21 protein-coding genes and 2 pseudogenes are annotated in these 22,216 nt (G+C 66.6%); 19 read left to right on the top strand and 4 right to left on the bottom strand.

Annotation, left to right across the window (positions count from 1 at the left end; all coding sequences use genetic code 11):
• The first annotated feature begins 441 nt into the window (after window positions 1-441).
• The 5 genes and pseudogenes from OHB41_RS46810 (at window position 442) to OHB41_RS46790 (ending at window position 4,048) form a co-directional block, all read left to right on the top strand.
• Window positions 442-1,113 carry a TetR/AcrR family transcriptional regulator gene (locus OHB41_RS46810; RefSeq protein WP_266707966.1) on the top strand — a complete coding sequence of 224 codons (672 nt, stop codon included), beginning with the start codon at window positions 442-444 and terminating at the stop codon, window positions 1,111-1,113.
• 599 nt (window positions 1,114-1,712) lie between these two features.
• Window positions 1,713-1,904, top strand: a pseudogene (locus OHB41_RS46805) (AfsR/SARP family transcriptional regulator); the annotation flags it as partial.
• A 265-nt stretch (window positions 1,905-2,169) separates the two neighbouring features.
• Window positions 2,170-2,322 (top strand): sigma factor-like helix-turn-helix DNA-binding protein, encoded by a 153-nt coding sequence (locus OHB41_RS46800; RefSeq protein ID WP_526025093.1) that lies wholly within the window; start codon window positions 2,170-2,172, stop codon window positions 2,320-2,322.
• Between the two features lie 375 nt (window positions 2,323-2,697).
• The gene (locus OHB41_RS46795; RefSeq protein WP_266707964.1) at window positions 2,698-3,282 is read left to right on the top strand and encodes a sigma-70 family RNA polymerase sigma factor; all 585 of its coding nucleotides are present in this window, start codon (window positions 2,698-2,700) and stop codon (window positions 3,280-3,282) included.
• A gap of 382 nt (window positions 3,283-3,664) precedes the next feature.
• A complete protein-coding gene (locus OHB41_RS46790; protein ID WP_266707962.1) occupies window positions 3,665-4,048 on the top strand; it encodes an MmcQ/YjbR family DNA-binding protein in 384 nt (127 codons plus the stop codon).
• Between the two features lie 620 nt (window positions 4,049-4,668).
• Here OHB41_RS46790 and OHB41_RS46785 read toward each other — a convergent pair.
• A complete protein-coding gene (locus tag OHB41_RS46785) occupies window positions 4,669-5,286 on the bottom strand; it encodes a TetR/AcrR family transcriptional regulator (RefSeq protein WP_266707960.1) in 618 nt (205 codons plus the stop codon).
• Window positions 5,287-6,302: 1,016 nt separating this feature from the next.
• Here OHB41_RS46785 and OHB41_RS46780 point away from each other — a divergent pair.
• The 5 genes from OHB41_RS46780 to OHB41_RS46760 all read left to right on the top strand — a co-directional run bounded on the left by OHB41_RS46780 (window position 6,303) and on the right by OHB41_RS46760 (window position 10,066).
• Window positions 6,303-6,761: a carboxymuconolactone decarboxylase family protein gene (locus OHB41_RS46780; protein WP_266707958.1), complete on the top strand. Its 459-nt coding sequence runs from the start codon at window positions 6,303-6,305 to the stop codon at window positions 6,759-6,761.
• Window positions 6,762-6,819: 58 nt separating this feature from the next.
• Window positions 6,820-6,990, top strand: coding sequence for a hypothetical protein (locus OHB41_RS46775; RefSeq protein WP_266707956.1), 171 nt, complete (start codon window positions 6,820-6,822; stop codon window positions 6,988-6,990).
• Window positions 6,991-7,017: 27 nt separating this feature from the next.
• Window positions 7,018-7,860 (top strand): isocitrate lyase/PEP mutase family protein, encoded by an 843-nt coding sequence (locus OHB41_RS46770; protein WP_266707954.1) that lies wholly within the window; start codon window positions 7,018-7,020, stop codon window positions 7,858-7,860.
• Window positions 7,861-7,898: 38 nt separating this feature from the next.
• A complete protein-coding gene (locus OHB41_RS46765) occupies window positions 7,899-8,546 on the top strand; it encodes a nitroreductase family protein (RefSeq protein ID WP_266707952.1) in 648 nt (215 codons plus the stop codon).
• 605 nt (window positions 8,547-9,151) lie between these two features.
• On the top strand, window positions 9,152-10,066 hold the full coding sequence (locus tag OHB41_RS46760) for an NADP-dependent oxidoreductase (protein WP_266707950.1): 915 nt from the start codon (window positions 9,152-9,154) through the stop codon (window positions 10,064-10,066).
• 117 nt (window positions 10,067-10,183) lie between these two features.
• On the opposite strand, the gene OHB41_RS46755 is transcribed toward OHB41_RS46760, so the two are convergent.
• Entirely contained in the window at window positions 10,184-11,071 is an 888-nt protein-coding gene (locus OHB41_RS46755) for an SDR family oxidoreductase (protein ID WP_266707948.1), read from the bottom strand.
• An 855-nt stretch (window positions 11,072-11,926) separates the two neighbouring features.
• Here OHB41_RS46755 and OHB41_RS46750 point away from each other — a divergent pair.
• The 5 genes and pseudogenes from OHB41_RS46750 to OHB41_RS46730 all read left to right on the top strand — a co-directional run bounded on the left by OHB41_RS46750 (window position 11,927) and on the right by OHB41_RS46730 (window position 16,237).
• Complete coding sequence (locus tag OHB41_RS46750; protein WP_266707946.1) at window positions 11,927-12,307, top strand: nuclear transport factor 2 family protein; 381 nt, start codon at window positions 11,927-11,929, stop codon at window positions 12,305-12,307.
• 432 nt (window positions 12,308-12,739) lie between these two features.
• Window positions 12,740-13,208, top strand: a pseudogene (locus OHB41_RS46745) (IS5 family transposase); the annotation flags it as partial.
• A 109-nt stretch (window positions 13,209-13,317) separates the two neighbouring features.
• Window positions 13,318-14,139 carry a helix-turn-helix transcriptional regulator gene (locus tag OHB41_RS46740; RefSeq protein ID WP_143606260.1) on the top strand — a complete coding sequence of 274 codons (822 nt, stop codon included), beginning with the start codon at window positions 13,318-13,320 and terminating at the stop codon, window positions 14,137-14,139.
• Window positions 14,140-14,252: 113 nt separating this feature from the next.
• Complete coding sequence (locus tag OHB41_RS46735; protein WP_266707943.1) at window positions 14,253-15,194, top strand: NADP-dependent oxidoreductase; 942 nt, start codon at window positions 14,253-14,255, stop codon at window positions 15,192-15,194.
• Between the two features lie 296 nt (window positions 15,195-15,490).
• The gene (locus OHB41_RS46730; protein ID WP_323138575.1) at window positions 15,491-16,237 is read left to right on the top strand and encodes an alpha/beta hydrolase; all 747 of its coding nucleotides are present in this window, start codon (window positions 15,491-15,493) and stop codon (window positions 16,235-16,237) included.
• A 389-nt stretch (window positions 16,238-16,626) separates the two neighbouring features.
• On the opposite strand, the gene OHB41_RS46725 is transcribed toward OHB41_RS46730, so the two are convergent.
• Window positions 16,627-17,523 (bottom strand): aminoglycoside phosphotransferase family protein, encoded by an 897-nt coding sequence (locus tag OHB41_RS46725; RefSeq protein ID WP_266707941.1) that lies wholly within the window; start codon window positions 17,521-17,523, stop codon window positions 16,627-16,629.
• A gap of 227 nt (window positions 17,524-17,750) precedes the next feature.
• Here OHB41_RS46725 and OHB41_RS46720 point away from each other — a divergent pair, with 227 nt between their 5' ends.
• Window positions 17,751-18,146: a NucA/NucB deoxyribonuclease domain-containing protein gene (locus OHB41_RS46720; protein WP_266707939.1), complete on the top strand. Its 396-nt coding sequence runs from the start codon at window positions 17,751-17,753 to the stop codon at window positions 18,144-18,146.
• Between the two features lie 60 nt (window positions 18,147-18,206).
• Here the strand turns inward: OHB41_RS46720 and OHB41_RS46715 are convergent, their stop codons facing one another.
• The gene (locus OHB41_RS46715) at window positions 18,207-18,674 is read right to left on the bottom strand and encodes a hypothetical protein (protein WP_266707937.1); all 468 of its coding nucleotides are present in this window, start codon (window positions 18,672-18,674) and stop codon (window positions 18,207-18,209) included.
• A gap of 841 nt (window positions 18,675-19,515) precedes the next feature.
• Here OHB41_RS46715 and OHB41_RS46710 point away from each other — a divergent pair.
• The 3 genes from OHB41_RS46710 (at window position 19,516) to OHB41_RS46700 (ending at window position 22,176) form a co-directional block, all read left to right on the top strand.
• Window positions 19,516-20,022, top strand: coding sequence for a lamin tail domain-containing protein (locus OHB41_RS46710; RefSeq protein WP_266707935.1), 507 nt, complete (start codon window positions 19,516-19,518; stop codon window positions 20,020-20,022).
• A 302-nt stretch (window positions 20,023-20,324) separates the two neighbouring features.
• Window positions 20,325-20,873, top strand: coding sequence for a GNAT family N-acetyltransferase (locus OHB41_RS46705; protein ID WP_266707933.1), 549 nt, complete (start codon window positions 20,325-20,327; stop codon window positions 20,871-20,873).
• Window positions 20,874-21,597: 724 nt separating this feature from the next.
• Window positions 21,598-22,176 carry a hypothetical protein gene (locus tag OHB41_RS46700; protein WP_266707931.1) on the top strand — a complete coding sequence of 193 codons (579 nt, stop codon included), beginning with the start codon at window positions 21,598-21,600 and terminating at the stop codon, window positions 22,174-22,176.
• Window positions 22,177-22,216 lie beyond the last annotated feature (40 nt).

The following is a 22,216-nucleotide window of genomic DNA, read 5'->3' as shown; positions in this document are numbered from 1 at the left end:
TCTCACTCATTCGCCAAGCGGTGTGTTCTGGATGACTCGGCCAAGCCGGCCGCGGGAAGGGACCTCCAGCCCAGCCGTAACCACCCAGAGACCTAGGTTGGAAGGTCGCGTACGTGGACGACACCTGGCCTGCAGAGTCGCTGACCTGCGATGTCGTGCGGGGTTCCCCGTGACTTCCCCTTGTTCACCGGATGGCGTGTCGTTCCGTCGGTGCATCCAGTGGGCCGTTTCGGCTGCTCGGTCGAGTGGCCGGCATGGTCGCGGCTCGGCTGTCGCGTCGACTGGGCGCCGGGTTCCAGCTCTCCGGTCGTGGGCTCGTCGGGGTGGGGAGGCCCAGGACGATGGCTCCAGGTCGGATCGGCCGCGAGCCGGAGGCGCGGAAAAGGGACCTTGAGGTCCACTCTGAATCCTGCTAGCGTTCGCACCGGTAATCTGGTCAATGTGGCGGAACAGGCGAGCGACAAAAACGGCTCCCGGCTGACTGAGCGCGGGCGGGCGACTCGAGAGCGCATTTTGAGGGCCGCCGCCGACATGATGTACGTCAAGGGCGTGGGTCCCACCACCCTCGACGATGTCAGGGCGGCCAGCGGAACGAGTAAATCTCAGCTCTACCGCCACTACCCCGACAAGGATGCGTTGGTGCGGGACGTTGTCGCGTTGCAGGCCACGGAATTGCTCGAACGCCAGCACCAGCTACTGCGGCGGCTCAACTCCCTCCGCGGGCTGGAGCGCTGGCGGGACGTAGTAGTCGAACATAACGCGCTCCGAAACGGAGCGTACGGCTGCCCGCTCGGCTCCCTTGCAAGCGAGCTGGCCGATCAGGACGAAGAGGCGCGCAAAGCGATCGCGCGGCACTTCGGCACCTGGGAAGGGCTGCTCGAGGCCGGGCTCGCACGGATGAAGGACTCGGGAGTCCTCCGTGCCGACGCGGACACTGGAGAGCTCGCCACCGGCCTCATGGCCGCCCTTCAAGGCGGCTACCTCCTTGCCCAGACGGCCCGGAACGTCCAACCCATGAGGATCGCCCTCGACATGGCGATCGGCCACATCAAGACTTATGTCGCGCCTGCCGAGGACGGCGATCCGCCTGCAGAGGGCACGCGAGAGCACTGAAGCCGCCCGGGACGAGACGGCGCCGAGCAGGCCCAGTGCGGCACCACAGGCGGTTGCGCCGCGGTCTCCTACCGGCTGAGATTCACCGTCTCCCGTAGGCCAGAGGCGCGACGGCGGAAGGGCGTGTCCGTCCGCTTGCCTCACTGTCCGCATACGACCCCAGTTGCCAACGAAAAGCGGGCCGCCCCTGTGTAAAGGCAGGTCGCTTTCGGTCGAGCTCTCCGGACGGAACGCGCACGGGTCGCCCGCTCGCCGCTGCATGCCTTCCTCCATACCGGAGGTCACCGAGCGGTTCGCCGACCGCTACCGGTCGCGGTTGCGCGCGAGCACACCGCCGCCCGCGAGGACCCCGACGGCTCCGAGTCTGCCCCTGGGTCATGAGGAGTTACTCGACTGCGGCCAGGACGGCGCCGTCCGGTCATGCCGGCGCAGCGCCGTGGCCGCCCTGTAGAGCGAGGTGCCAGTAGGTCTGACAGCGAAAAAAAAGGGACCATTTGGTCCGGAAAACTGGACCTACCTGCGGTACGTTTGGGGGAAGCGGTCCCTCGCGGACGGCCAAGCAGTCAAGCCTCACAAGGATCCCCAAGGCGGTAGGCACCATGTATGCGGGCGTCCAGTTCTCAGTGCTCGGCCCGGTCCGGCTACACAGACAGAGGATCGAAGCCGGAGCCGGTCAGCCGAGGCAGTGCGCAGTGCTCGCTTCGCTGTTGCTCGGGGCAGGCAAGCCTGTAAGCCTCTCGAAACTGGTGGAGGACGTGTGGGGCGACGACGCCCCACCATCTGCCGCAGGCTCCGTGGGCACATACGCGTACAGGCTCAGGCAGGCACTGGGGGAGCGGAGCGACCGCTCCGTGAGCCTGGTCGACGGGGGCTGTCTCCTGCGCATCCAACCGGACGCTCTGGACCTGAACAGGTTCGACGGGGCGAGGGAGGCACACACCGCCGACGACCTGGCGTCCACGGCGAGCCTGCTGACCGAGGGCCGCGAGACGCGGAAAGGAGTCTCGCCGGGGTCCCGGGGCCGCTCGCGGGCCAGCAGCGCAGCCCCGGCCCGCTGTGTACCGCGAAGACGTCGAGGGCCTCTCCTCCCGCGAAATCGCAGAATCGACAGGAACCCCTGCGGGCACCGTGACGTCGCGCATCCACAGAGGGCACCAGCAGCTCCGTCAGCTGCTGCCGCAGTACACGCCCGGGCTGCGCACGGCGTGACCGCCTGCCACCGGCGTGGTGGGTCGCAAGCCTCCACGGTCAGCCTGCTCACCAACCAGCCGCAACAGTACGGAAAAGCGTGCCCCACGCCGCGCGTGAATCCCTCGTCGAAATACGCGGGAAACCCCTGCCGTGAACCGCAGGATGCGCGCACGGCGAAAGAAAAAACAGGGACTTCGCGTAGACGTCCTGTAGATGGTCTCTTGACGGGCTTGTCCGCACGAAATGACCTGGGGATTGAGATCCATGCACTCTGCGGATGTTAGAAAGACGTGCCGCTCGGCTCTGGATAGACATACCGGAACCAGCGGCAGCTCCCCGGCAGCAGGGCCCGACACGGGCCGACGGCAGCTCGACCCGGAGTCCGCCGCCTGGGTGGACGCGCTCGAGAGTGGCCGTGGGTCGCACTACGAGCAGGCCTGCACACAGCTGCACGAACTGCTGGTGCGGATCGCCATGAAAGAAGTGTTCCGCCGGGGTCCTCGTTATCGAATTACCGGGCCCGAGTTGAACGATCTCGCCCACCAGGCGGCTGCCGACGCACTGATGAGGATCACGCATAAAATCCGGGAATTTCGAGGCGACGCCAGGTTCACCACATGGGCGTTCCGATTCGTCGTACTTGAAGTGTCCAGCAAGCTGGGCCGCCATTTCTGGCGTGTTTCAAATCCCTTGTTCGACTTGGACGAATGGGCGCAAGTGCCCGACCGTTCCGGTACCGACCCCGTCAGCCACTGGCAGGCGCGAGAGCTGATTGAAGCCGCGCGCAACGCAGTCGAGACAGCACTGAGCGCCCACCAGCGACAGGTCTTCACCGCCGTCGTCAACGGGGTCCCCCTGGAAACGCTCGCCAGTGAGCTGGAGACGAACCGTAACGCGCTCTACAAGACGATGTTTGACGCCCGTAAGAAACTGCGAGCTCAGCTGATAGCCAGCGGACATCTCAGCGCTGCGGGCTGATTCAGCGGCGTCGACGTCGGCCCGGCAGCGCTGACCTGGGGGCTCGCACCGCCGCCGAATACGCCCTTCTTTCCCGTCCACGCCGGGAGGACGACTGCCAGGCCCCCTGCGCCGCCAGGAACTCACCTTCCCGACGGGCCGGAAGTAAGAAGTCGCCACCCGCGGGCGCTCACCTCCGGAAGTAAGAAGTCGCCACCCGCGGGCGCTCACCTCCGAAGTGGCCCGCAGGAGCCGCCCCGGACAAAGGTCGGCGGCGTTCGTCGAGCAGTTGCCGGCGTACTGGCGCCGCCGTTCGTGGCGGCCACGCGATAAACGCCGTCTTGGGCCTTGGCCGGTCGGTCGACCGGTCGAGGCACTCGGATCGATAAAGGAGTTGATCACCTTGGACGGACAGGAGCTGCAGAAGATCGCGGGCGACTGCACTGTGGAACTGCCCGGCGCCGACCTGGAGCATCGTTTCGGCCCCGACTGGGACCTCTACAAGGTGCGCGGCAAGGTCTTCATGCTCATGACCGACATGCCGGGGCGTCCCGTCGTGATCCTGAAAGCTAGTCCGGACGACGCCGTGGCCCTGCGTGAGCGGCAGGCGGACATTACCCCCGGCTATCACATGAACAAGAGGCACTGGATCACGGTGGAAGGCGGGGGCACCATCGACGAGAAGCTGGTGAAGGAACTCGTGATGGACTCCTACCGTCTCGTGGTCGGCGGGCTTCCCAAGTCCGAGCAGCCCGTGGATCCGCACACCTACGGCCGTCGCGTCTGACCTTCGTCATGCCCATCAGCAGCGAGAAGCTCCAGGACAGACCGCGCGGCACAGCGCTGGCGCTGCCCGGAGTCAGCCACCGGCGCCCGTTCACCTAGCACCTGGACGTCTGCACGGTGGCGGGCAAGGTCCTCCTGATCGTCACGGACGACCCAGCCGTACCCGTCGTCATCCTCGAGGTAAAACCGGTGTACGGGCGGCTGCTGCAGGACGAACACCCATCGATCACCGCGGGCCTGCCAATCAAGCCCTCGTTACCTGGTACTTGGCGGAGTAGTCACCCCGGGGTGGAGCGCCCTGGTCGCCACGTCCCCCGTAAGCCGATCACCCTTGCCATCGACGGAAGGGCCGCCCTGGACTGGTCTGCGGCCGTCGAGTTGCTTGGCTCGGCGTCGCAGGCGCGCGGGCTCGCCGCCTCGGCAACCGATCTCCGGGCCCGCCACGCCTCTGGCCGGCGATCCTCGAACGCACAGGGTCCGGGCTCGTCGACGACCGGACTCCAACCGGCTCGCGAAGTCCCCCCTGCGGCCGGCGTGTTCTTGGGCCGCGCAGGTATGCGCAGCTGGCCTCAGGAGGCAGCGACCGCCTGAGAAGTGTGTCGTGTAACTGCGAACATGTGCTCAGTGGCGAGCGAAGGAGGCGATGTGGTCCAGGGCCATGTCCAGCGCGACGGCCATAGGCTCGGAGTTGTGAGCGTTCTGTGCGAGCACGTAGCCACCCTGCAGAGCAGCCAGCAGACCAGTACCCAGGCGTTGTGGGTCCGCGTGCTCGGCAAGTACGCCCAGCACGCGGAGCCGGGTCAGCGTTTCGACGAGCATCCGCCGCCACGTATCCAATGATGCGTTGAGCGCTTGGCGGGACCGCTCATCGTTGTCGGACAGCTCGATCGACATCGCGCCCAGCGCGCACCCGTACGAGCCGTCCTGCAGCGAGTTGGCCTGGACGAGAGCGTCACGCCATCGGCGCAGACCGGTGAGGGTCTTCACGCCGCGCAGGCGCTGTTCCTCGCGGGCGAGGACGAACTTCGACTGCAGGTCGATCACGGCGTGGATCAGCGCGAGTTTGTCCTCGAAGTGGTTGTACAACTGCGACTTACTCGTGCCGCTCGCCAGCCGGACGTCATCGAGCGTAGTGGCGTTGACGCCCCTGACATAAAACAGCTTGGCCGCCGAATCAACGATCCGTGAACGGGTCTCCAGGCCGCGTGGCGTGCGGCGAGTACCGCTGGTTCCGGGCACGGTGCCTCCCTCGGGCATGTTACTCACTCGTGCTGCTCGGCCGCGGGCTGCATCACAACCGCGGTGGCCTCGATCTCCAAGACGGAGACCGGACCGGATCAGTTGTGGCACCAATACGAGCATATACGCCGGTCGGTGAGAGATGACGTCCTTGCGAACCTCCATGTAGGCGTCGATGTCGTCGCGGTCGGTGAGCCGGAATCGGACCTGGCCGATGTCGCTCAGTTCGGCGCCCCGCCCGCCACAGCGCCTCGCACAGGCTGTCCGAGGCTTGCCCGACCTCCTCGGCGAAGTCTGCCGGCAGTTCTGTCCAGCCGAGGATCGCGACCGCATCGGAGTAGTGCCGATGCGGCACGACACCCTGGCGTCGATGAGCGCTGTTGCGGCGGTCATGTCAACTAGAGCCTCCTCGTGGACGGATGTGAGACGAAGGCGCAGGCAGATCCGGGAGATCTTGCCTTCGGTACCGTCAGTCCTATCTAACATTGGACTAAATAGTCCACCAAACCCGACGATCGAGTTCAAGTCGAACCGACTTTAGGCGGTTTGCACTCGCCCGCCCAGACGGTCTGCGTTGCTCGCGACGTAGCCCTATCGGGCTTCTGAACTGCACACTTGCAGATCCGACGCGACATTGCCCCGCTTGTACGCGACAAGGCGGACGTGATCCGCCCGAGGAGGGGTTGCATTGAAGTTTCTGGTCTGTATAGTCCTTCATAGGTGGTGTCGGGGGTGGTGATGAGGTCTCCGGACTCGGCGCCGACGGAGTCACCCCCCGCAATGCACGGCACCAGGCGCAACCGACGCCACCGGCGAGGTTGCAGCCAACGCAGGTAGGGCCTGCGACGGAACTCCGAACCACTTCGAGCCCGACCCGGGCGCAACGACGACTACACACCCCGACCGGAGGTCGACTCGCCGTGTCACGACTGAACGTTCCCCCTCCAGAGGATGTGCCTACCGGCGCACAGCAGATACTCGACAACGTTGGTGCGCAGCTGGGCTTCGTTCCGAACATGTTCAAGACCCTCGCGTCGAACCCGACCGTTCTTGAGGTCGTCACGACTCTGCAAGGCACCCTGAGCCGGGTTCTCGACGCCAGGACGCGGCACAGCATCGCGCTGGCCGTGTCGCAAGCCAACGGCTGCAGTTACTGCGGGGCGATGCACACCCACGTCGCGACCAGATTCGGCGGTATGTCGGGCGACGACATCGAACTCGGCCGGGTCGGGAGCTCTGTCGATCCCCAACGCGCCGCGGCCGCCCACTTTGCGCAGCGAGTGGTCGAGAGCCGCGGGCGGGTCAGCGACGCCGAGCTCGCAGGTGTGCGGAGCGCCGGGTACACCGACCCGCAGATCCTGGCGATCGTCGCGGTGGCAGTGCAGTTCCTGCTCACCAACTTCATCAACAATGTCAACCAGACCGACCTCGACATCCCCGCTGTCGACTCGGTCGATACGACTGTGCCCCAGTGAACCCGCACCCGGATCCGCCGGGCCCGGCCCGGCACGGCACGCGAGAGCGTGATCGAGCATGGTCGAGTCCACGGACATCGTCCACGGATTCAGCGCGCGTCATCTCGTCTGCTGGGGCTGGGGCGGCTTTAGGAAGCTCCGCGCCGCCGCCGACAACTCCCCACCCACCGGTTGTTCTTTGGAATCCCTCGGCGCGGTCCAGGCACCCAGCCGGCACACCCCTCACTGAGTCAACGATCATTCAGGAAGGCTCGACATGCCGGGCTCCGAACTCTATGAGAAGTTCATGGCGCTGCACACCCGCGACGGTGGCGTCGTCATGCCGAACGCATGGGACGGCCTCTCGGCGCTGATGCTGGCCGATGCCGGCTTCGAGGCGATCGCGACGTCGTCCGCGGCGATCGCCGCCACCCTCGGCCGCCTCGACGGGCGTCACGAAGTCACCCGCGAAGAGCACCTTGAGCATGCGCGGCTGCTCGGCCGCCTCACCGGGCTGCCCGTCAACGGAGACTTCGAAGACGGCTATGGCGACATGCCTGAAGACGTCGCCGCGACCGTCGAGGCGGCCGTGGAGTCCGGCCTGGCCGGTATCGGGGTGGAGGACACCTCCGGCGATCCCGATCAACCGATCCGCGACTTCGACGAAGCAGTCAGTCGCGTACGTAGCGCCGTCGACGCTGCCAAGGGGCGCATCGTCGTCACCGGCCGCACCGACAACTTCCTCCAGGGACGGCCCGATCTTGACGACACCATTCGGCGTCTGACGGCCTTCGCTGAGGCAGGCGCGGATGTGGTCTACGCGCCGTTCCCACCCGACCGCGAAGCACTCGTCGCGATCGTCACCGCGGTCGCCCCAACACCGGTCAACGTTCTGGTGTCTCCGTCGGACAAGGTGCTGACCGTTGCTGAACTGCAGCAGGCCGGGGTCAAGCGCATCAGCCTGGGTCCGTTGCTCTACACCCACGCGATGGGCGCACTCGAACAGGCCACGAAGGCGCTCCGCGCGGGCGACCTCGCGTCGGCAACGACAGGTATGAGCTTCGCGCGCATCAACGAACTGCTTGCCCACGGCAAGAACCCAAACAGCAGGAATCACTAACTCTTCAACCAGTGATTGCAAGACAAAGGCAGGTTGCCATGAATCTCGACAAGCTCATGAACAAGCACCTCACCAGGTACTTCGACCCCAGCAAGACCATCCCGGAGGAGACACTTCAGCAACTGCTGGGGTTCCTGCGCTCGACACCGTCGTCGACGAACGTACAGCCCAACCACTTCTACGTCCTCGCCACCCCCGAAGGCAAGGAGCGGCTGGCGGCCAACCTCGGCGAACGATTCCAGGACAACAGCGAGAAGATCCTGAACGCCTCACACACCGTCATCCTCACCACCAGGGCGGATCTTCCCGACAGCCACCTCGATGCGGTCTTCAGCAAGGAGAGGGCCGACGGCCGGTTCGCCGACCAGGCAAAGCACGAGCTGTGGGAGTTCATGACCCGCGACTTCCTCAACCTGCGCAAGTACGGCTACAAGGACGTGAACCACTGGATGGAAAAGCAGACCTACCTGGCCATGGGTCTGACCATGATGGCGGCTGCCGAGCTCGGAGTCGAAGCCATGCCGCTCGAAGGGTTCGACCCGACGAGTGTCGACAAGGCGTTCAAGATCCGCGAAACCGGACACACCACGACAGTGCTGCTGGCCCTCGGTTACCCCGACCCCGCGAAGGTGTACACCAGCCCGACTTCGCGCTTCGAAACCGACCAGCTGTTCACCTTCGTCTGAACACCCGAGGCACCGGGAACAGCGTGGCCGAAGTCCGCAGGCCGCGGACATCCCTGGCCTCGATATCGGCCCACCCGCACCACCAGACCGGCGGCAGGCGCCGCCGGTCATCACGGACATCGCGATGCCGGTCGCAGGGCGCCGGGCGGCGCCCCAATCGTTGGGCTCCGGATGACCCAGCGCCGTCCGCGGACCTCCGGCTTCGGGTTCTCCGACCCGCACCGCGGGGTCGTTGAACGGCTCGGCACGGAACTGCTGGCGATAGGCGTCGACGAGATCCAGACCGTGCCAAGCCGGCACCCATCTCGGCGACGCCGATCGGGTCGGGCGGCGCCTCCCGCAGCGCCCCGACATCCACCGCGTACTGCACGTCGAGCGCCGCGGCCTCCGCAACGCGGAGCCGCGGACTGATGGCGACCCGCCGCCGGCAGCAACGCTGCTGTACCAGGCGCTGGAGATCTGGAACCTGTCGGTCGGACTGAGTGCGAAGACAAAGATCTACTGTGAAGGCATGCGGAATGTCCTGTTCGACACCGCCGCCGGATTTGAGTTTCCGGCCCGTACCTCCTGGTCGGCCGGACTGAACGAGAGGACAACGATCTACTGTGAAGGCATGCGGAGTATCCACGGCCGAGAAGGAAGTCGTCCTGCTGGAACTGCCCGAACCGTCATCTCCCAAGCCCGGTCAGATCCTGGTGGAGGTTGAGGCAGCCGGAGTAGGCCCCTGGGACGAACTGGAAATCGACGCCAGCTGGGACGTAGGGCTACGCCCCCCGGCTGCACTGGGAGTGGAGGGCGCAGGCAAGGTGCTGGCCGTGGGTGCGGGTGTCACCCGGTTTGCCGTAGGCGACCGGGTGCTCGCACACGAGGCCCCGCTGCCCGGGGGAAGCGGCTTCTGGGCCGAACGCGTTCTGATCAACGCGGAACACGCGGCGGCCTGCCCACCCGGGCTGGACGCCGTCCACGCGGCGGCACTGCCGGTCAACGGGCTCACCGCGGTGCAAGCCCTGGAGAAGCTGAACCTCAGCCGAGGACAGCGCCTCCTGATCACCAACGGAGGCGGGGGCACCGGAGCCCTGGCCATCCAACTTGCCGCGGTCAACGGCATCGAGGTGACCACCACCGCTTCTGCTACCGCCACAGAGCGCCTGACTGGCCTGGGAGCGACGGAGGTCGTCGACTACCACGACCCGGACTGGTCGACGAAGGTGCGCGGCGGGTTCGACGCTGCCCTCATCATCGCTGCAGGCACGGCGGACGCGACCCTGCCCTTGGTGCGGGACGGCGGCCAACTGTGCTCCCTGACCTCGGACGCGCCTCCGGAGGAACGCGGCATCACGAGCTGGGACCTCTACATCGAGCCCAACGGCGCGCAGCTCGTCCAGCTCGCGGAGCAGGCCGCGGCGGGAACCTTGAAACTCGCACCGGAGCCCCTGCCCCTGAGCGAGGGACCCGCTGCATTCACCCAGGTGGTTGCCGGACGGGCCGGCGGTAAGAAGATCGTACTCATTCTGGCATGACCAGACCGGGCACCGATCGATCCCGATGCCGGGCCACAATGCCCGCCAGGCGCGAGCGAGAAGTCGTCAGGCTGAGAATAGGAAGGTTCATCAAGGCTCAGCCGCCGGGAGAGGTTTTCAGCCCAGGGCGGGATAGCCGCCAGCGACGAGGTCGGCCATCAGGCTCGGGTGGGCAGGTTCCCAGCCGAACCGTTTCCGAGTCAGTGCACTCGATGACGCCATGTCGAGGGCGAACAAGCGGCCGATGACGCCGAAGTCATCAGCCGACGCCGACTCGACCGGCAGTGCGAGAGCCCCGCCGATAGCCTCCGCCAACGACCTCATTGTGTCGCCCGTGTCGGCTACGGCGTGCAGGACCGTGCCAGGCTCAGCATCCTCGAGTGCGATGCGGAACAGCCGGGCGGCGTCGAGCCGGTTGACCGCCGGCCAGCGCTGCGTGCCATCGCCGACGTACGCCGACACGCCCGTTTTCTGCGCGGCGGCGATGAGCACCGAGCAGAAGCCGTACTGCGACCCGCGCTGATGCACGGAGCGTGGCAGCCGAACCACAGAGGACCGGACACCCTGGGCGGCCAGCGCCAGCACCGCGTGGGAATTGCGGCCGCGTCCACCGACCGGACCGTTGGTCGTGTCGGGGTCCTCCTCGGTGGAAACTTGGCCAGGCACCATCGGCGTGAGGCCGGCATGCACGAACAGCTTGCCACTGCCCGAAAGTGCGGCCGCGAAGGTCTCCACGGCGCGCGCTTCCTCGTCGATGCACGGCTCCAAGTTGCTCCAGTCGTTCCCAAAGGCCAGGTTGATGACACCATCGGCCTGAGCGACGCCAGCGCGAAGGCTGTCAAGGTCGGCGAGGTCGCCGCGGAGCGGCATCCCGCCGGCAGCGGAGACGGCCGCAGCTGCAGCATCGGAACGGACAAGGCCGAGGACTTCGTGACCAGCAGCGATAAGTTCGGGAACGACAACTGAGCCGATGCTGCCGCTGGCTCCAGTGACGAATACGCGCATGGGAGGCTCCAGATGAATCCTGCGACGCTGCGTCGCACGACAAGATCCGGCGGTCCGGGCAACTCAGGCTCGCGACGCCCGCCGCTGAGACATCCCCGCCGAGGCGCCTGCAATCACCTCAGACCCACCGCACCCGCCATTCTACCAATCGCATACAAGTCGCGTACGCATGGTGATGCCGGTTGCGCACGCCTCGATCAGGCTCAATCCTTCACGGCGAGTCCCGTGTGCGAGGACCACTGGATCGCATTGCGGACAACGCATATCGGGCGCGGCATCGCTGCGCAGCTGCCATGGCAGAGTCGCCCTCATTGATGTGATGGCCCTCTCCCACTACATGATTTCGGGATGCAGGAGGATTTGTCACGGACACTCGCTTGGCGGGGGACGACCCGAAGTGCCGTGTGAAGATTCACTTAGCCGCTCGGCTCACTCGCCAGCCGACATCGTGACAGATCAGGTACGCTGCTGAATTTCTCGGGTGCAAGGCGGGCCACTCCGCATACAAAGCGCATTCCTCGTCTTGTCCGACCACGGGAGCGAGGTCTTGCACGGCCTCCTCTGCTCAGGAAAGATGAGAGGAGGGCCGTCCAGACGGGAGTCTGCGCCGCACCTCAGCACTGCGCTCAAGTTCATCACAAGACTCTGCACGTACACCACGCCCGCGCATGCTTACCAAGTGGGCAGGCGCCGCTCTTCTGAGCGTAGGTCCTGCGGGTGATATGCAGCCCGATAACTTCGGGAGCTACGGAGTGGGTTCAGGAAAAAAGTACCGTTCACAACGACTCGGCGTGCATTGCCGCGAAATGGAAATTCAGCCTTACCGAAAATAAACACGCAGAAAGGGGCAGAGAGATGAATGACATCCAGCCGCCCTCTGAGGATCTGGCGGTCCTTGAACAGCTGAACAATGACTACGTCCAGTCTGATCAGTTCAACGATGTCAAGCGCTTCAGCGAGTTTCTCGCCGAAGACTTTATCTCTCAGACTCCGGGCGTCACGCGCAACCGTGCCGAATTCTTGGAGTACATCGCTAAGCCGCGTCCCTTCCAGGATCTTGCCGTACATGACGTCAAGGTCCGAATCCTCAGTGACGTTGTGCTGATCCACGGCCGCGCCACGTACAACGTGCTCGCTGATGGATCTGAGCAAGAAGCCCTGTACACGGACACGTACCAGAAGCGTGGGGGTACCTGGGTCTGCGTCTCAGCGTGTGCGATCGCGCCGGGCACCTGATCCGCCCGTACGAGTCCACCTGTTTGGACGACCACGACACGCTCCGCCTTCCGTTCCGACCACCACAGTTCCTTGTCGTAGGAGAGGAACCGGTCTGTCTCAGCCACCTCCACCACGGCGGCGAAGGTCAGGAAGCAGGCCGCCCGGGTGCACACGGCCGAGGTTCGGCATGAACGAGGAGTCACCCGCGGCGCGCCCTCGTCCTGGCTGCACCCGTGCTCGTGCTCACCCCGGCCCTCACCTGCGGCATCAGCGTGCCGAGTTCACGTTTCGGCGCTCGAGCCTCTAATCAGCGGTCTGTCGATGCCCTCGATCCCGGTGACGCCACTTTTTCGATCATCGTCGACGAGGGGACGAAGTCATGCCGGGCCGAAGGCCGGGAGCCTCATCGCGAGGCCACGAAGAAGGTGACGGGGGCAGTCCTGGCCGGGTGAGGCAATCGGCCGGTCCCGCGGCGGACTGACCACGAAGATCCACCTCGCCTGTGACGGCCAGGGACGGCCGCTGGCCTTCACCCTCACCGCCGTCAACGTCAACGACTGCACCCAGTCGAACAGGTCATGGCCCGCATCCGCATCGAGCGGTGCGGACAGGGACGCCCCAGAACCCGTCCCGCACGCGTCGCGGCCGACAAGGGCTACTCGTCCACGAAGATCCGCTCCTACCTGCGGCGACGCGGCATCAAAGCAGCGATCCCGGAACGGACGGACCAGATCAACGGCCGTATCCGGCGAGGCGAGAGCCGCTGCCGGCTCGACCGGGCCGCCTACCGCCGCCGCAATGTCGTCGAACGCTGCTTCAACAAGCTCAAGCACAACAAAGCCCTGGCCACCCGCTACGACAAGCGCCGGCACTACCAAGCCCTCGTCACCCTCGCTGCTTACGACTCTGGTTGACCTGACATTGCGGACACGGCCTAGCCAGGGACAACTTGTCCGGGGTTAGAACTGCCCTTCATCCGGTCTCCGGTTCGCGTCAAGATTGTCCTGTCGAACAGAGGAGGTCGGACGATGGACCGGGCGTTGCTGGCGGATTTTCTCCGAGCGCGTCGTGAGGCGCTGCAGCCGGAGGATGTCGGGCTTCCCCGCGGGCAGCGGCGCCGCACCGGCGGGCTGCGGCGCGAGGAGGTGGCGGTGCTGGCCGGGATGTCGGCCGACTACTACAGCCGAATCGAGCAGCAGCGGGGTCCGGCGCCGTCGGAGCGGATGCTCGTCGCACTCGCCCGGGCGCTGCGCCTCAACCAGAGCGAGCAAGACCACCTCTTCATCCTGGGCGGGAACCCGGCGCCGCGGCGGATCCCGCGGGACGATTACATCGGTCCCACGATGACGCGAATCGTCGCCGGTCTCTCGGACGTGCCCGCCATCGTGCTGTCACGTCTCGGCGAGGCGTTGCTGCAGACGCCCCCGGCGGTCGCCCTGCTCGGTGACTACACCCAGTACTCGGGTATGTCCCGTTACCTGGTCTACCGTTGGTTTACCGGTGATCCGCGGGTTCGTGGCCTGTACCCCGTCGAGGACCATCCGATACGGGGCAGGGTCTTTGCCGCGGAGATCCGGGACGCGTACACGGCGGATCCCACAGGAAGGGCCGGCGAGATCGTCGCGGCGCTGCTGGAGGCCAGTTCCGAGTTCGCGAACATCTGGCGATTGCACGAGGTGGGAGTGACCCATCATCACGACCTCAAGCGCTACCTGCACCCCGAGTTGGGGGAGCTGGAGCTGTACGCCGAGATGCTGTTGGATCCGGAGCAGTGTCAGACGCTGCTGGTGTTCACCGCCGTGCCCGGCTCCCCGAGCCACGGCAAGCTTCAGCTCCTGACCGCCGTCTAGCGGCTGTCGTCCCTCACACACCTGAAGGCACTGCCTCGAAGCCGAGGTGTGCCCGGGTCGCGCGATGCTTCAGATTCGAAGCATCTTCCCTGCCATGAAAGGTGGTATTTGTCATGAAAGCAGTGCGTTTCCATGAGTACGGCACTCCGGACGTCTTGCGTTACGAGGACGTGGAACAGCCGGTCCCCGCGGCCGGGGAGGTGCGGATCCGGGTGGCGGCGACGTCGTTCAACCCGGTCGACGGCAACATCCGCGCGGGCTTCATGCAGGGCCCCATCCCGGTGACGCTGCCGCACACCCCCGGCATCGACGTCGCGGGCACGGTCGACGCGCTGGGCGAGGGCGCGGACAGGGTCAGGGCGGGTGACCAAGTCGTCGGCTTCCTGCCGATGACCGGTGCCGGCGCGGCGGCGGAGTACGTGCTCGCACCGGCCGGCCTGCTGACGTCAGCGCCCGCGAGCATCCCGCTGGCCGATGCGGGCGGGCTGCCGCTGGTCGGGCTCACCGCCTGGCAGGCCCTCTTCGACCACGCCAAGCTCACTGCTGGCCAGCGGGTGCTGATCAACGGTGCGGGCGGCGCGGTCGGCGGCTACGCCGTCCAGTTGGCCAAGCACGCCGGCGCACACGTGATCGCCACGGCCGGGCCGCGCAGCAGCGAACGCGTCAGGACGGCAGGTGCCGACGAGGTGTTCGGTCACGGGGTCCCCGAGCTGTCCGCGCTGGTCGACGTCGTGCTCAACCTCGCACCGGTCGATCCGATTCAATTGGCCGCGCTGACCTCCGTGGTCCGCGACGGCGGCATCGTGGTGAACACCACGGTGTGGATGCCCGCGCCTTCCGACGAGGAACGCGGCGTGCGCGGCGTCAACCTCTTCGTCAACAGCGACGCCGCGCAGCTCGCGAGGCTGGTGACGCTGGTCGACTCCGGAGCGCTGCACGTCGACATCGCTCGACGGGTGCCGCTGGCCGAGCTGCCGGCGCTGCACATGGAGGCCGCAGAAGGCGCGCTCTCCGGCAAGGTCCTCGTCCTTCCCACCGCCGCTTCTCTCACCTAGGCGACCTTCTTCGGCACGGCGATCGCGTCGCGTCTCCCTACAAGCGGTCGAGCCATCGCGGGGAGTTGCGCTCTGCCGGACCTGGCAGAGCGCAGCCCCAGCAATTCATGCCAGCCAAATCTTGCTAGGGCCACACCGCTCCTACGTCGCACACCAGCTCAGACCCATGCGTCAAAAAGATGGACAGCCATGTCACTCGGTTTCGACCCCGAGTCCGCGCAGGATTGCGCCCCCTGGCCGAGACCAGGGCCCACACCACACCCCCGGCGGTCGGCGACGCGCCCGCACGCCGGGCTATGAGGGAGTCGATCACCGGTGCCGCCTCGGCGGCCCAGCCGAACCCGACCGACGTCACGACCGCCGAGCACCACGCAACCGCCGACGACGGCACGCAGATCACCATGCGCTGGTACGCCAAGACCGGCGCCGCAGCAGGGTCGGCGGTGCTGTTCTTCCACGGCGGTGGCTACATCTTCGTCCACATCGACCTGTTCGACGGACCGGAATCGCGCTATCTCCGCCAGTGGCGTGCCGATGCTGTCGGTCGAATGCCGCCGGGCCCCGAGCATCCGTTCCCGACGCCGGTCGAGGCCGCCTACGCCGCCCTGTGCTGGCTGCACGAACATGCCGGCGAACTAGGAGTCGACCGGGACCGGATCGCAGTGATGGGCGACAGCGCCGGGGGCGGACTTGCCACGGCTCTGCCGATTTTCACCCGGGAGCGCGGCAGTCCGGCAATCGCTCGGCAGATCCTGCTCATGCCGATGCTCGACGACCGCACCAACAAGCCCGACCCGCACATCGAGCCGTACCTGCTGTGGTCCTGCGACGACAGCCGCACCGCGTGGCCGGCGTTGGGGGACGTCGCCCGCTGCCGTGGACCCGCCTTGAACACCCGAGCGTTCGGAAGATCTGGGCCGACCAGGGCTTCGCCGGCGGTCTGGCCGACTGGTCCGCTCAGATCCTTGGGCGCGAACTGGAGATCGTGCGCAAGGAACCGGATCAGCGTGGCTTTCAGGTCCAACCGAAACGGTGGGCGGTAGAACGGACGCTGTCGTGGCTGTCCGCCCATCGGCTCTGGCGCGGGACTACGAGACCAACCCTGCTCGCTCGGAGACCATGATCCGCTGGGCGATGATCGGCATCATGCTTCGGCGACTCTCCCGCAAGGGAACGGCTGTCCGCCCAGGCGCCCGACCACTCACGCGGAGCTCTGCAATGACCGGACTGTCCGCTGTTGGCGGACCTCTTGCTCCTCCTCATCACCAAGGAGCATGGTCTCCAGCGCGAGCAGGTCCAACCGACTGAGCCAGTTGGCTGACCGGGATCGAGGGGGCTCGGTCTGGACGGTTCCAAGGGCCGGGACTGCATCGATTCCTGTCAGCGATTGCCTGGCCGCCGGGGAGGCAGCCCAGTCGATCCATGCCGACGGTCAAAGGCCCTTCAGGACACGGTCAAGTGCGGACCGGCCCGCGGGCCCCCAGTTCGGCTTGCCGCCGGGCAGGCCGCGGTCCCCGTTCTGGCCCATCGACATCAGGAACAGGCTCTTCATCGTGGCCAGTCCGCGCGCCCGTCGCACCGCTGCCACATCCGCCTGTGCGTAGCTGTTGAAAAACCGTGAGGCGCCGCCCGTGGGGAGTAGCAGCCAGGCGGCCGCGAGATCCCACGCCGGATCGCCGGCGAAGAGTGCGCCGAAGTCGACGACACCCGCCAATGTCCCGTCCGCGACGACGACGTTCGCGGGATGCAGGTCGCCGTGTACCCACACCGGTGGGCCCTCCCATCCAGGGGCCGTCACCGCTTCGCCCCAGACTTCACGGATCTCGTCGGCGAGCTCGGTCGGAGCAACGGCCTGGAAGAAGTGCTCGAAGCCGTCCGTGCAGTCATTGGGGTGAGCGCCGAAGTCCGAAGCGGTCGGTGCGTCGGCGGGCGCCTCCACGTGCAGCGCCCTGAGAAAGCCCGACAGTGTCTCGGCCGCGTGGTCGCCGCGAGTGATCGAGCCGTGGTCCAGCGGCGTGCCCTCGACCCATGTCATGACGGTCCAGATCTTGGGGAAGCGGTCCGACGGTGCACCGTCCCGTAGGGGGACGGGAATTGGCAGCGGCAGGCGCGCGGCCAGAGTCGGCAGCCACCGGCGCTCCTTGAGTTGCAGATCGGGGCTCGTGTCCATCCGCTGCATCCGGACGGCCAACTCGTCACCGAGGCGCCACATTTGGTTGCCCCAGCCGCCCGCCACTTCGCGGATGGGCAACTCGGCCAGGTCCGGATGCTGTTCCCGAAGCAGGTCGCGGACCAGATCCTCGCTGATCTCAATCTCGGATTCGATCATGCCGAGTCACCGTACTTGAGGTAGGTGGAGGCCACCTTGCACATCGGGAGATCCAGCTCCCCAGCTGGATCTCCCGAGCTCTCTGAAGAACCCGCAGGCAAGCGCTGCAGGCCGTGCCCGCCCGCCAACTGTCGGGCTCATCCGCCAGCTGGAGCGCAACGCGCGTACGAGCGGGCGGGACCTACCGTCTCCTGCGCCGTCCGTGCACCCGGCTCCGCGGGGCTTGCTTGGGCAGCACCACGAACTTTTTCCTGAAGTCCGCGTTCGCGTTGTCTGCGAAGAAGGTGCCCGGGCAGGCAGTCAGCGACCCGCTGCACCGGACGGTGAGCGCTGCCCACATCCACGAGAACCGTGCGGCGGCGGTCAAACAGTGCAAGCGCGCCTGGGGGGACAACTACACCAACGGCGGCACGAAGGAGTGCGACGAGTACCCCTTCGCGAGCACCTACGACGGCGCCGCGGAAAACTACTACGACCTAGAAGCGATCAAGTTCAACTTCTCCGCGAAGCCGATCGCGAAGGGTGACAACCAGGCAGGTGGACTCATCCTGAAGAGCTTCTACGGCAAAGAGCGCATCATCGACGGACTCAACGACGGCTTCATCGTGAGGATCATCGTCTGAGTCGGGCCCACCAGGACGGCAGCGGGCCGGTGCCACCGGCCCGCTGCCGGCGGGGTCCATTCACGGCTGGGCGGGCCAGAACTGCACCAGGTAGCGTTCGACACCCAGCCCGGTGCCCTCGCCCTCCGACAGAGCCGCTGCGGCGGCCCGGCCGACGCAGCTGACACGCACCCGCCACGAGCCGCCGGAGTCCGCCAGCGTGATGAGGTCGTCGCCGCGGCCTGTGTGCATGGACCACACGGCGACCTCACCGCTGGTGGACTCGAAATCCGCCTCGGCCTGCTCGTCCCAGTCAGCCAGGTCCTGCTCGGGCGGGGGGCCGTCCCATGCTTCGACGCTGACTGCGGCGGTGTGCGTGTGGCCAGCGCTGGTGATGTCCAGCCGCCCAGGATGGGCGCCGAGAAAGACGTCGAAGTCGAAGTCGTCCGGGAAGGGAGCAGGCAGGTCTGCGTCGTCGCTCTCCTGGAGCCCGAAAGCGTGGTACCCCACGTAGGCATCCACGTGCTGCCGACGGACAAGCTCTGCCACGGGCATCCCCCCAACTCGCCCAACAGGTTACCGAAGTGACCCTAGCTCTCAGTCGCTCGAGCCGGCGCCGCTCCTCCTTCAAGCACGCCCATGGCGCGAACCTCATCTGCTACCGGGTCCATTCGCAAGCCACTGGGCTTCAGCCTGTGATGTAGCCCGATGCAGAGCTTCCCCTGTACGGAAGTGACTCGCGTGCCGCATCAAGGCCCGGCCGGCAGCAGGCGACCGCCTCCACACCTGGAACAGGACACCGAACGAACCCGTTCCTGACTCCCGCGGTTCCTCGTCAGCCGAGTCCGTGGAACGGGCGTACGTCAAGAAGGTCCCCGGACAACTGGACACCGCAGGACGCTGACCGTCCACCGCTCGAAACGACATCCTGTGAGAGCGACACGGCAGCGGGCCTTGGCCACGCGCCGCGTGGCCAAGGCCCGTCCAGGTCTCTGCAGCGGCTTGATAAATAGAACGTGTCATCAAATACCAGTCGACAGTTCGCTTTCTGCCCACATTTTTCTGTTACGTGCCAAAGGCGGCAATGCCTCGAAGCGGATGGGCGCCGCAATCAAGGCACTCAGAGGCTGGAAACCGCTTCCATCGAGATGGCTGACGGATGGGTGCAATCGCCTGCGAGCTGGACGGCACCGCGCAGACGGCTGGTTGAACGTTGCAAGTGACCGTCACGGAAATGTCCGCATACAGCAACATGAAACGGCGCAACTCCCATCGAGCCGGACGGGCGGCCAGGCTGTGGGTTCTCGGCACCAGCGGGGATCCGCACACCGCCCGCTCCAGCCGTCCCGCACTGGTCGGCTGGTTGGGCTTGCACCTCAGGGGAGTGCTCATGTCTTCTCGTTCGATCCGCCGTATCGCCGCCGCCACGCTCGCCGCCGGCGCCGCCCTCGGCGCGGCCGCCCTGCCGGCCTCCGCCCAGTCCAGTCCCGTCCAGGCCGCCGCGTACCGCTCGGGCGTGGTCATCAGCGATGTGCAGGCCGACTCCCCGGGCTTCGACGACCGCGGCAACCGCTCCCTGAACCGGGAGTGGATCGACGTCACCAACACCTTCCGCCGCAGCGTGAACCTCGACGGCTGGACCCTGTCGGACAGGGACGGCCACACCTACACCTTCCACCACTACCGCCTCGACGGCCGCTCCACCGTCCGCGTCCACACCGGAATCGGCCGCGACACCTACCGCGACGTCTACCAGGACCGCCGCACCTCCGTGTGGGACAGGCGCTCGGACACTGCCACCCTCCGCAACGACCACGGCCGCTTCATCGACGATGCCTCCTGGGGCGGCCGCCACCACCGCGGTCACGACGGTGACCACCACGGCCGCCGCCTCTGAACCCCAACCCACCGGTGACCGTGCAGCCGGTCACCACCCCGAGCACTGTCCGGCGGCGCCCGGCGGCCCACCTGGCCACCGCGCGCCGCCGGGGCGTTGGGACGTCTCTGATCCCTCGCCCTCCTGATCGGCGCCGTCACGCACGTTGTGCCTGATTCAGTTCTGTCCTCTGACAGTGAAGTTAGCCCGTAGGTGGGCGCTGACCTGCGGCGACTATGTTGAATGACAGGGCCTGGAACAGATCTCCAGCCTGGGCCTTCTCTTTCGGATCACGCTCATGGGCGTGCGATAGGTTGCCCGCCATGACTGAGTTAGGATCCGTCGCTTGGCCACCTGCCCCGATAAGTACCGAACGGCTCGTGCTCCGCGAGTCCGATGCCCGGGACCGTGCGGCGTACATCGAACTGTTCGCCTCGCCGGAGGCGCGCACCTACCTCGGTGGCCCTCGACCCCGCGACGAGCTCGAACGCGCGGTGCCTGAACTGCCCGCTCGGCGCCCTGGCCTTTTCGTAGTCGATCTCGACGGAGCGATGATCGGCACGATCACACTCGACCGGCGCGACGCGGAGCGTCCGGGGCACGTCCGTCCCGATGCCGGGGAGGCCGAGCTCGGCTATATGTTCTTGCCGGAGGCGTGGGGATGCGGGTATGCCGCCGAGGCGTGTGCGGCGGCGCTCGGCTGGTTCGCCGACGCGCTTCCCGGCGAGCTGGTGGTGCTCTGCACCCAGACTGCCAACGACCGTTCGATGCGCCTCGCCGCGAAGCTAGGGTTCGCCGAGGTGCAACGGTTCGAGGAGTGGGGCGCCGAGCAGTGGATGGGCGTGTGGACTCCGGTCACGCCGTCCGGTTGAGCGGCGAATGGCTGCTCCGGCACCCTGCAGACCAGCGCCGACGGCGGCCGAGACCTCGTAGTCGTCCACGAGGTTCAGCCAAATCTGTTTGGGCCCGAGGCTCTCGTCCACCATGGTTCGGATGTCCTTGATGAGGTCGCTGTCGAGGCCCGAATGGCCCCGTTCGACTCCTCGGGGAGGCGGTTGAATCGTGTCCAAGGCGAGGCGGACGAGCCGTCGGGGGACTTCGTGCCGCAGAGCGAGCTCCTGGATGGTGTGACCTCTGCGAGCGTCGATATAGATGAGCAAGGGCAGATGCGGTTGGCCGGGGAACAGTTCCGTTCGAGCTGTGCGTGGATTGGGCTTCATGTGGCCGCGCGGGGAGCTGGCGTCAGCGAGTGCCCGGTCGGGCGCAGCTTGTCACTTCCGCAGCCGGTAAGCGCCAGGGCTCCGGGAGCGGTAGCTGCCAGGCCGCGCCGCGGAGGAGGGAACGCGCGCGCGATGATGGAGGCGCGGCTGGGTGTCATACGCACAGTCTCCGGCGGGCCTCCTGCGCCCCGCATGAGCACGCGGACTCATACATGTCGGGGTCACATAATTCCCCACCAGCGGCGTCAACTTCCCCGCCCACACGTTCGAACGAGGCGGGTTTCTCCTGCGCCTGGCGATCCGCATGTGGTTTGCTCCGGTCTGCTCAGCTGATAAAAGCTGGCTCGCGTCCGTCTCATGCGTGAAGATTCTCGGTGTGGCAGACACGGAACCTACCGAAGAAGAGACGCCGGACGGACTGCTGGGCTGGTGCCTGGTGGCCAACGTGGCGCAGGAAACCGTGCGCGGCGAGAGTGGTCTCGACATCCAGCGCGGCACGAAGCACTTCCCCGTAGGCGCCCTGCTGTGGATCCCGCCCGTGCGTTGGGACCCTGGCTGGGGTCGCTGGCATGCGGTCGGGCGGCACAGAGGCAACGGCCGCCGGTACGTCAACATGGTCGTGCGCGCGGACGACTTGGAGAACTTCCGGGTCAAGGGTGTCTACAGCGAGGGTCTCGTCCGCAGCCTCAACGGCTACGACCACGACCCGGCCGCTCCGCGCACCCTGCAGAACCCGTGGACTCGCGAGCGGGCCCAGAGCTGGGCGGACGGCCGGAACGACCTCCGGGAGGGCATCGTCATCGACGGCCAGCGTCACCCGCGGATCTCCGTTCCCAACCCTCCGCCGGCAGAGCTCGTGGTCGGCGGCGAAATCCTGCACCTCGCCCAGTACGGGACCAGGGGACCCCACTACAGTCGCATGCCCCCTCCCGTGGAATGGGTCCCCGAGACCTGAGACGTGGCGTTCGAACGTGTGCGGGGAAGTTGACGCCGCT

Source organism: Streptomyces sp. NBC_01571 (assembly GCF_026339875.1).
Taxonomy (GTDB): Bacteria; Actinomycetota; Actinomycetes; order Streptomycetales; family Streptomycetaceae; genus Streptomyces.
The sequence above is the reverse complement of the archived record's forward strand: the minus strand, read 5'-3'. Positions and strand labels throughout refer to the sequence as shown.

Excerpts from the sequence above, each read along its gene's own strand:
- OHB41_RS46780 (WP_266707958.1), top strand. The coding sequence starts at position 6,303 with ATGTTCAAGACCCTCGCGTCGAACCCGACCGTTCTTGAGGTCGTCACG.
- OHB41_RS46775 (WP_266707956.1), top strand. The coding sequence starts at position 6,820 with ATGGTCGAGTCCACGGACATCGTCCACGGATTCAGCGCGCGTCATCTC.
- OHB41_RS46770 (WP_266707954.1), top strand. The coding sequence starts at position 7,018 with ATGCCGGGCTCCGAACTCTATGAGAAGTTCATGGCGCTGCACACCCGC.
- OHB41_RS46765 (WP_266707952.1), top strand. The coding sequence starts at position 7,899 with ATGAATCTCGACAAGCTCATGAACAAGCACCTCACCAGGTACTTCGAC.
- OHB41_RS46755 (WP_266707948.1), bottom strand. The coding sequence starts at position 11,071 with ATGCGCGTATTCGTCACTGGAGCCAGCGGCAGCATCGGCTCAGTTGTC.
- OHB41_RS46750 (WP_266707946.1), top strand. The coding sequence starts at position 11,927 with ATGAATGACATCCAGCCGCCCTCTGAGGATCTGGCGGTCCTTGAACAG.
- OHB41_RS46740 (WP_143606260.1), top strand. The coding sequence starts at position 13,318 with ATGGACCGGGCGTTGCTGGCGGATTTTCTCCGAGCGCGTCGTGAGGCG.
- OHB41_RS46735 (WP_266707943.1), top strand. The coding sequence starts at position 14,253 with ATGAAAGCAGTGCGTTTCCATGAGTACGGCACTCCGGACGTCTTGCGT.
- OHB41_RS46730 (WP_323138575.1), top strand. The coding sequence starts at position 15,491 with ATGAGGGAGTCGATCACCGGTGCCGCCTCGGCGGCCCAGCCGAACCCG.
- OHB41_RS46725 (WP_266707941.1), bottom strand. The coding sequence starts at position 17,523 with ATGATCGAATCCGAGATTGAGATCAGCGAGGATCTGGTCCGCGACCTG.
- OHB41_RS46710 (WP_266707935.1), top strand. The coding sequence starts at position 19,516 with ATGTCTTCTCGTTCGATCCGCCGTATCGCCGCCGCCACGCTCGCCGCC.
- OHB41_RS46705 (WP_266707933.1), top strand. The coding sequence starts at position 20,325 with ATGACTGAGTTAGGATCCGTCGCTTGGCCACCTGCCCCGATAAGTACC.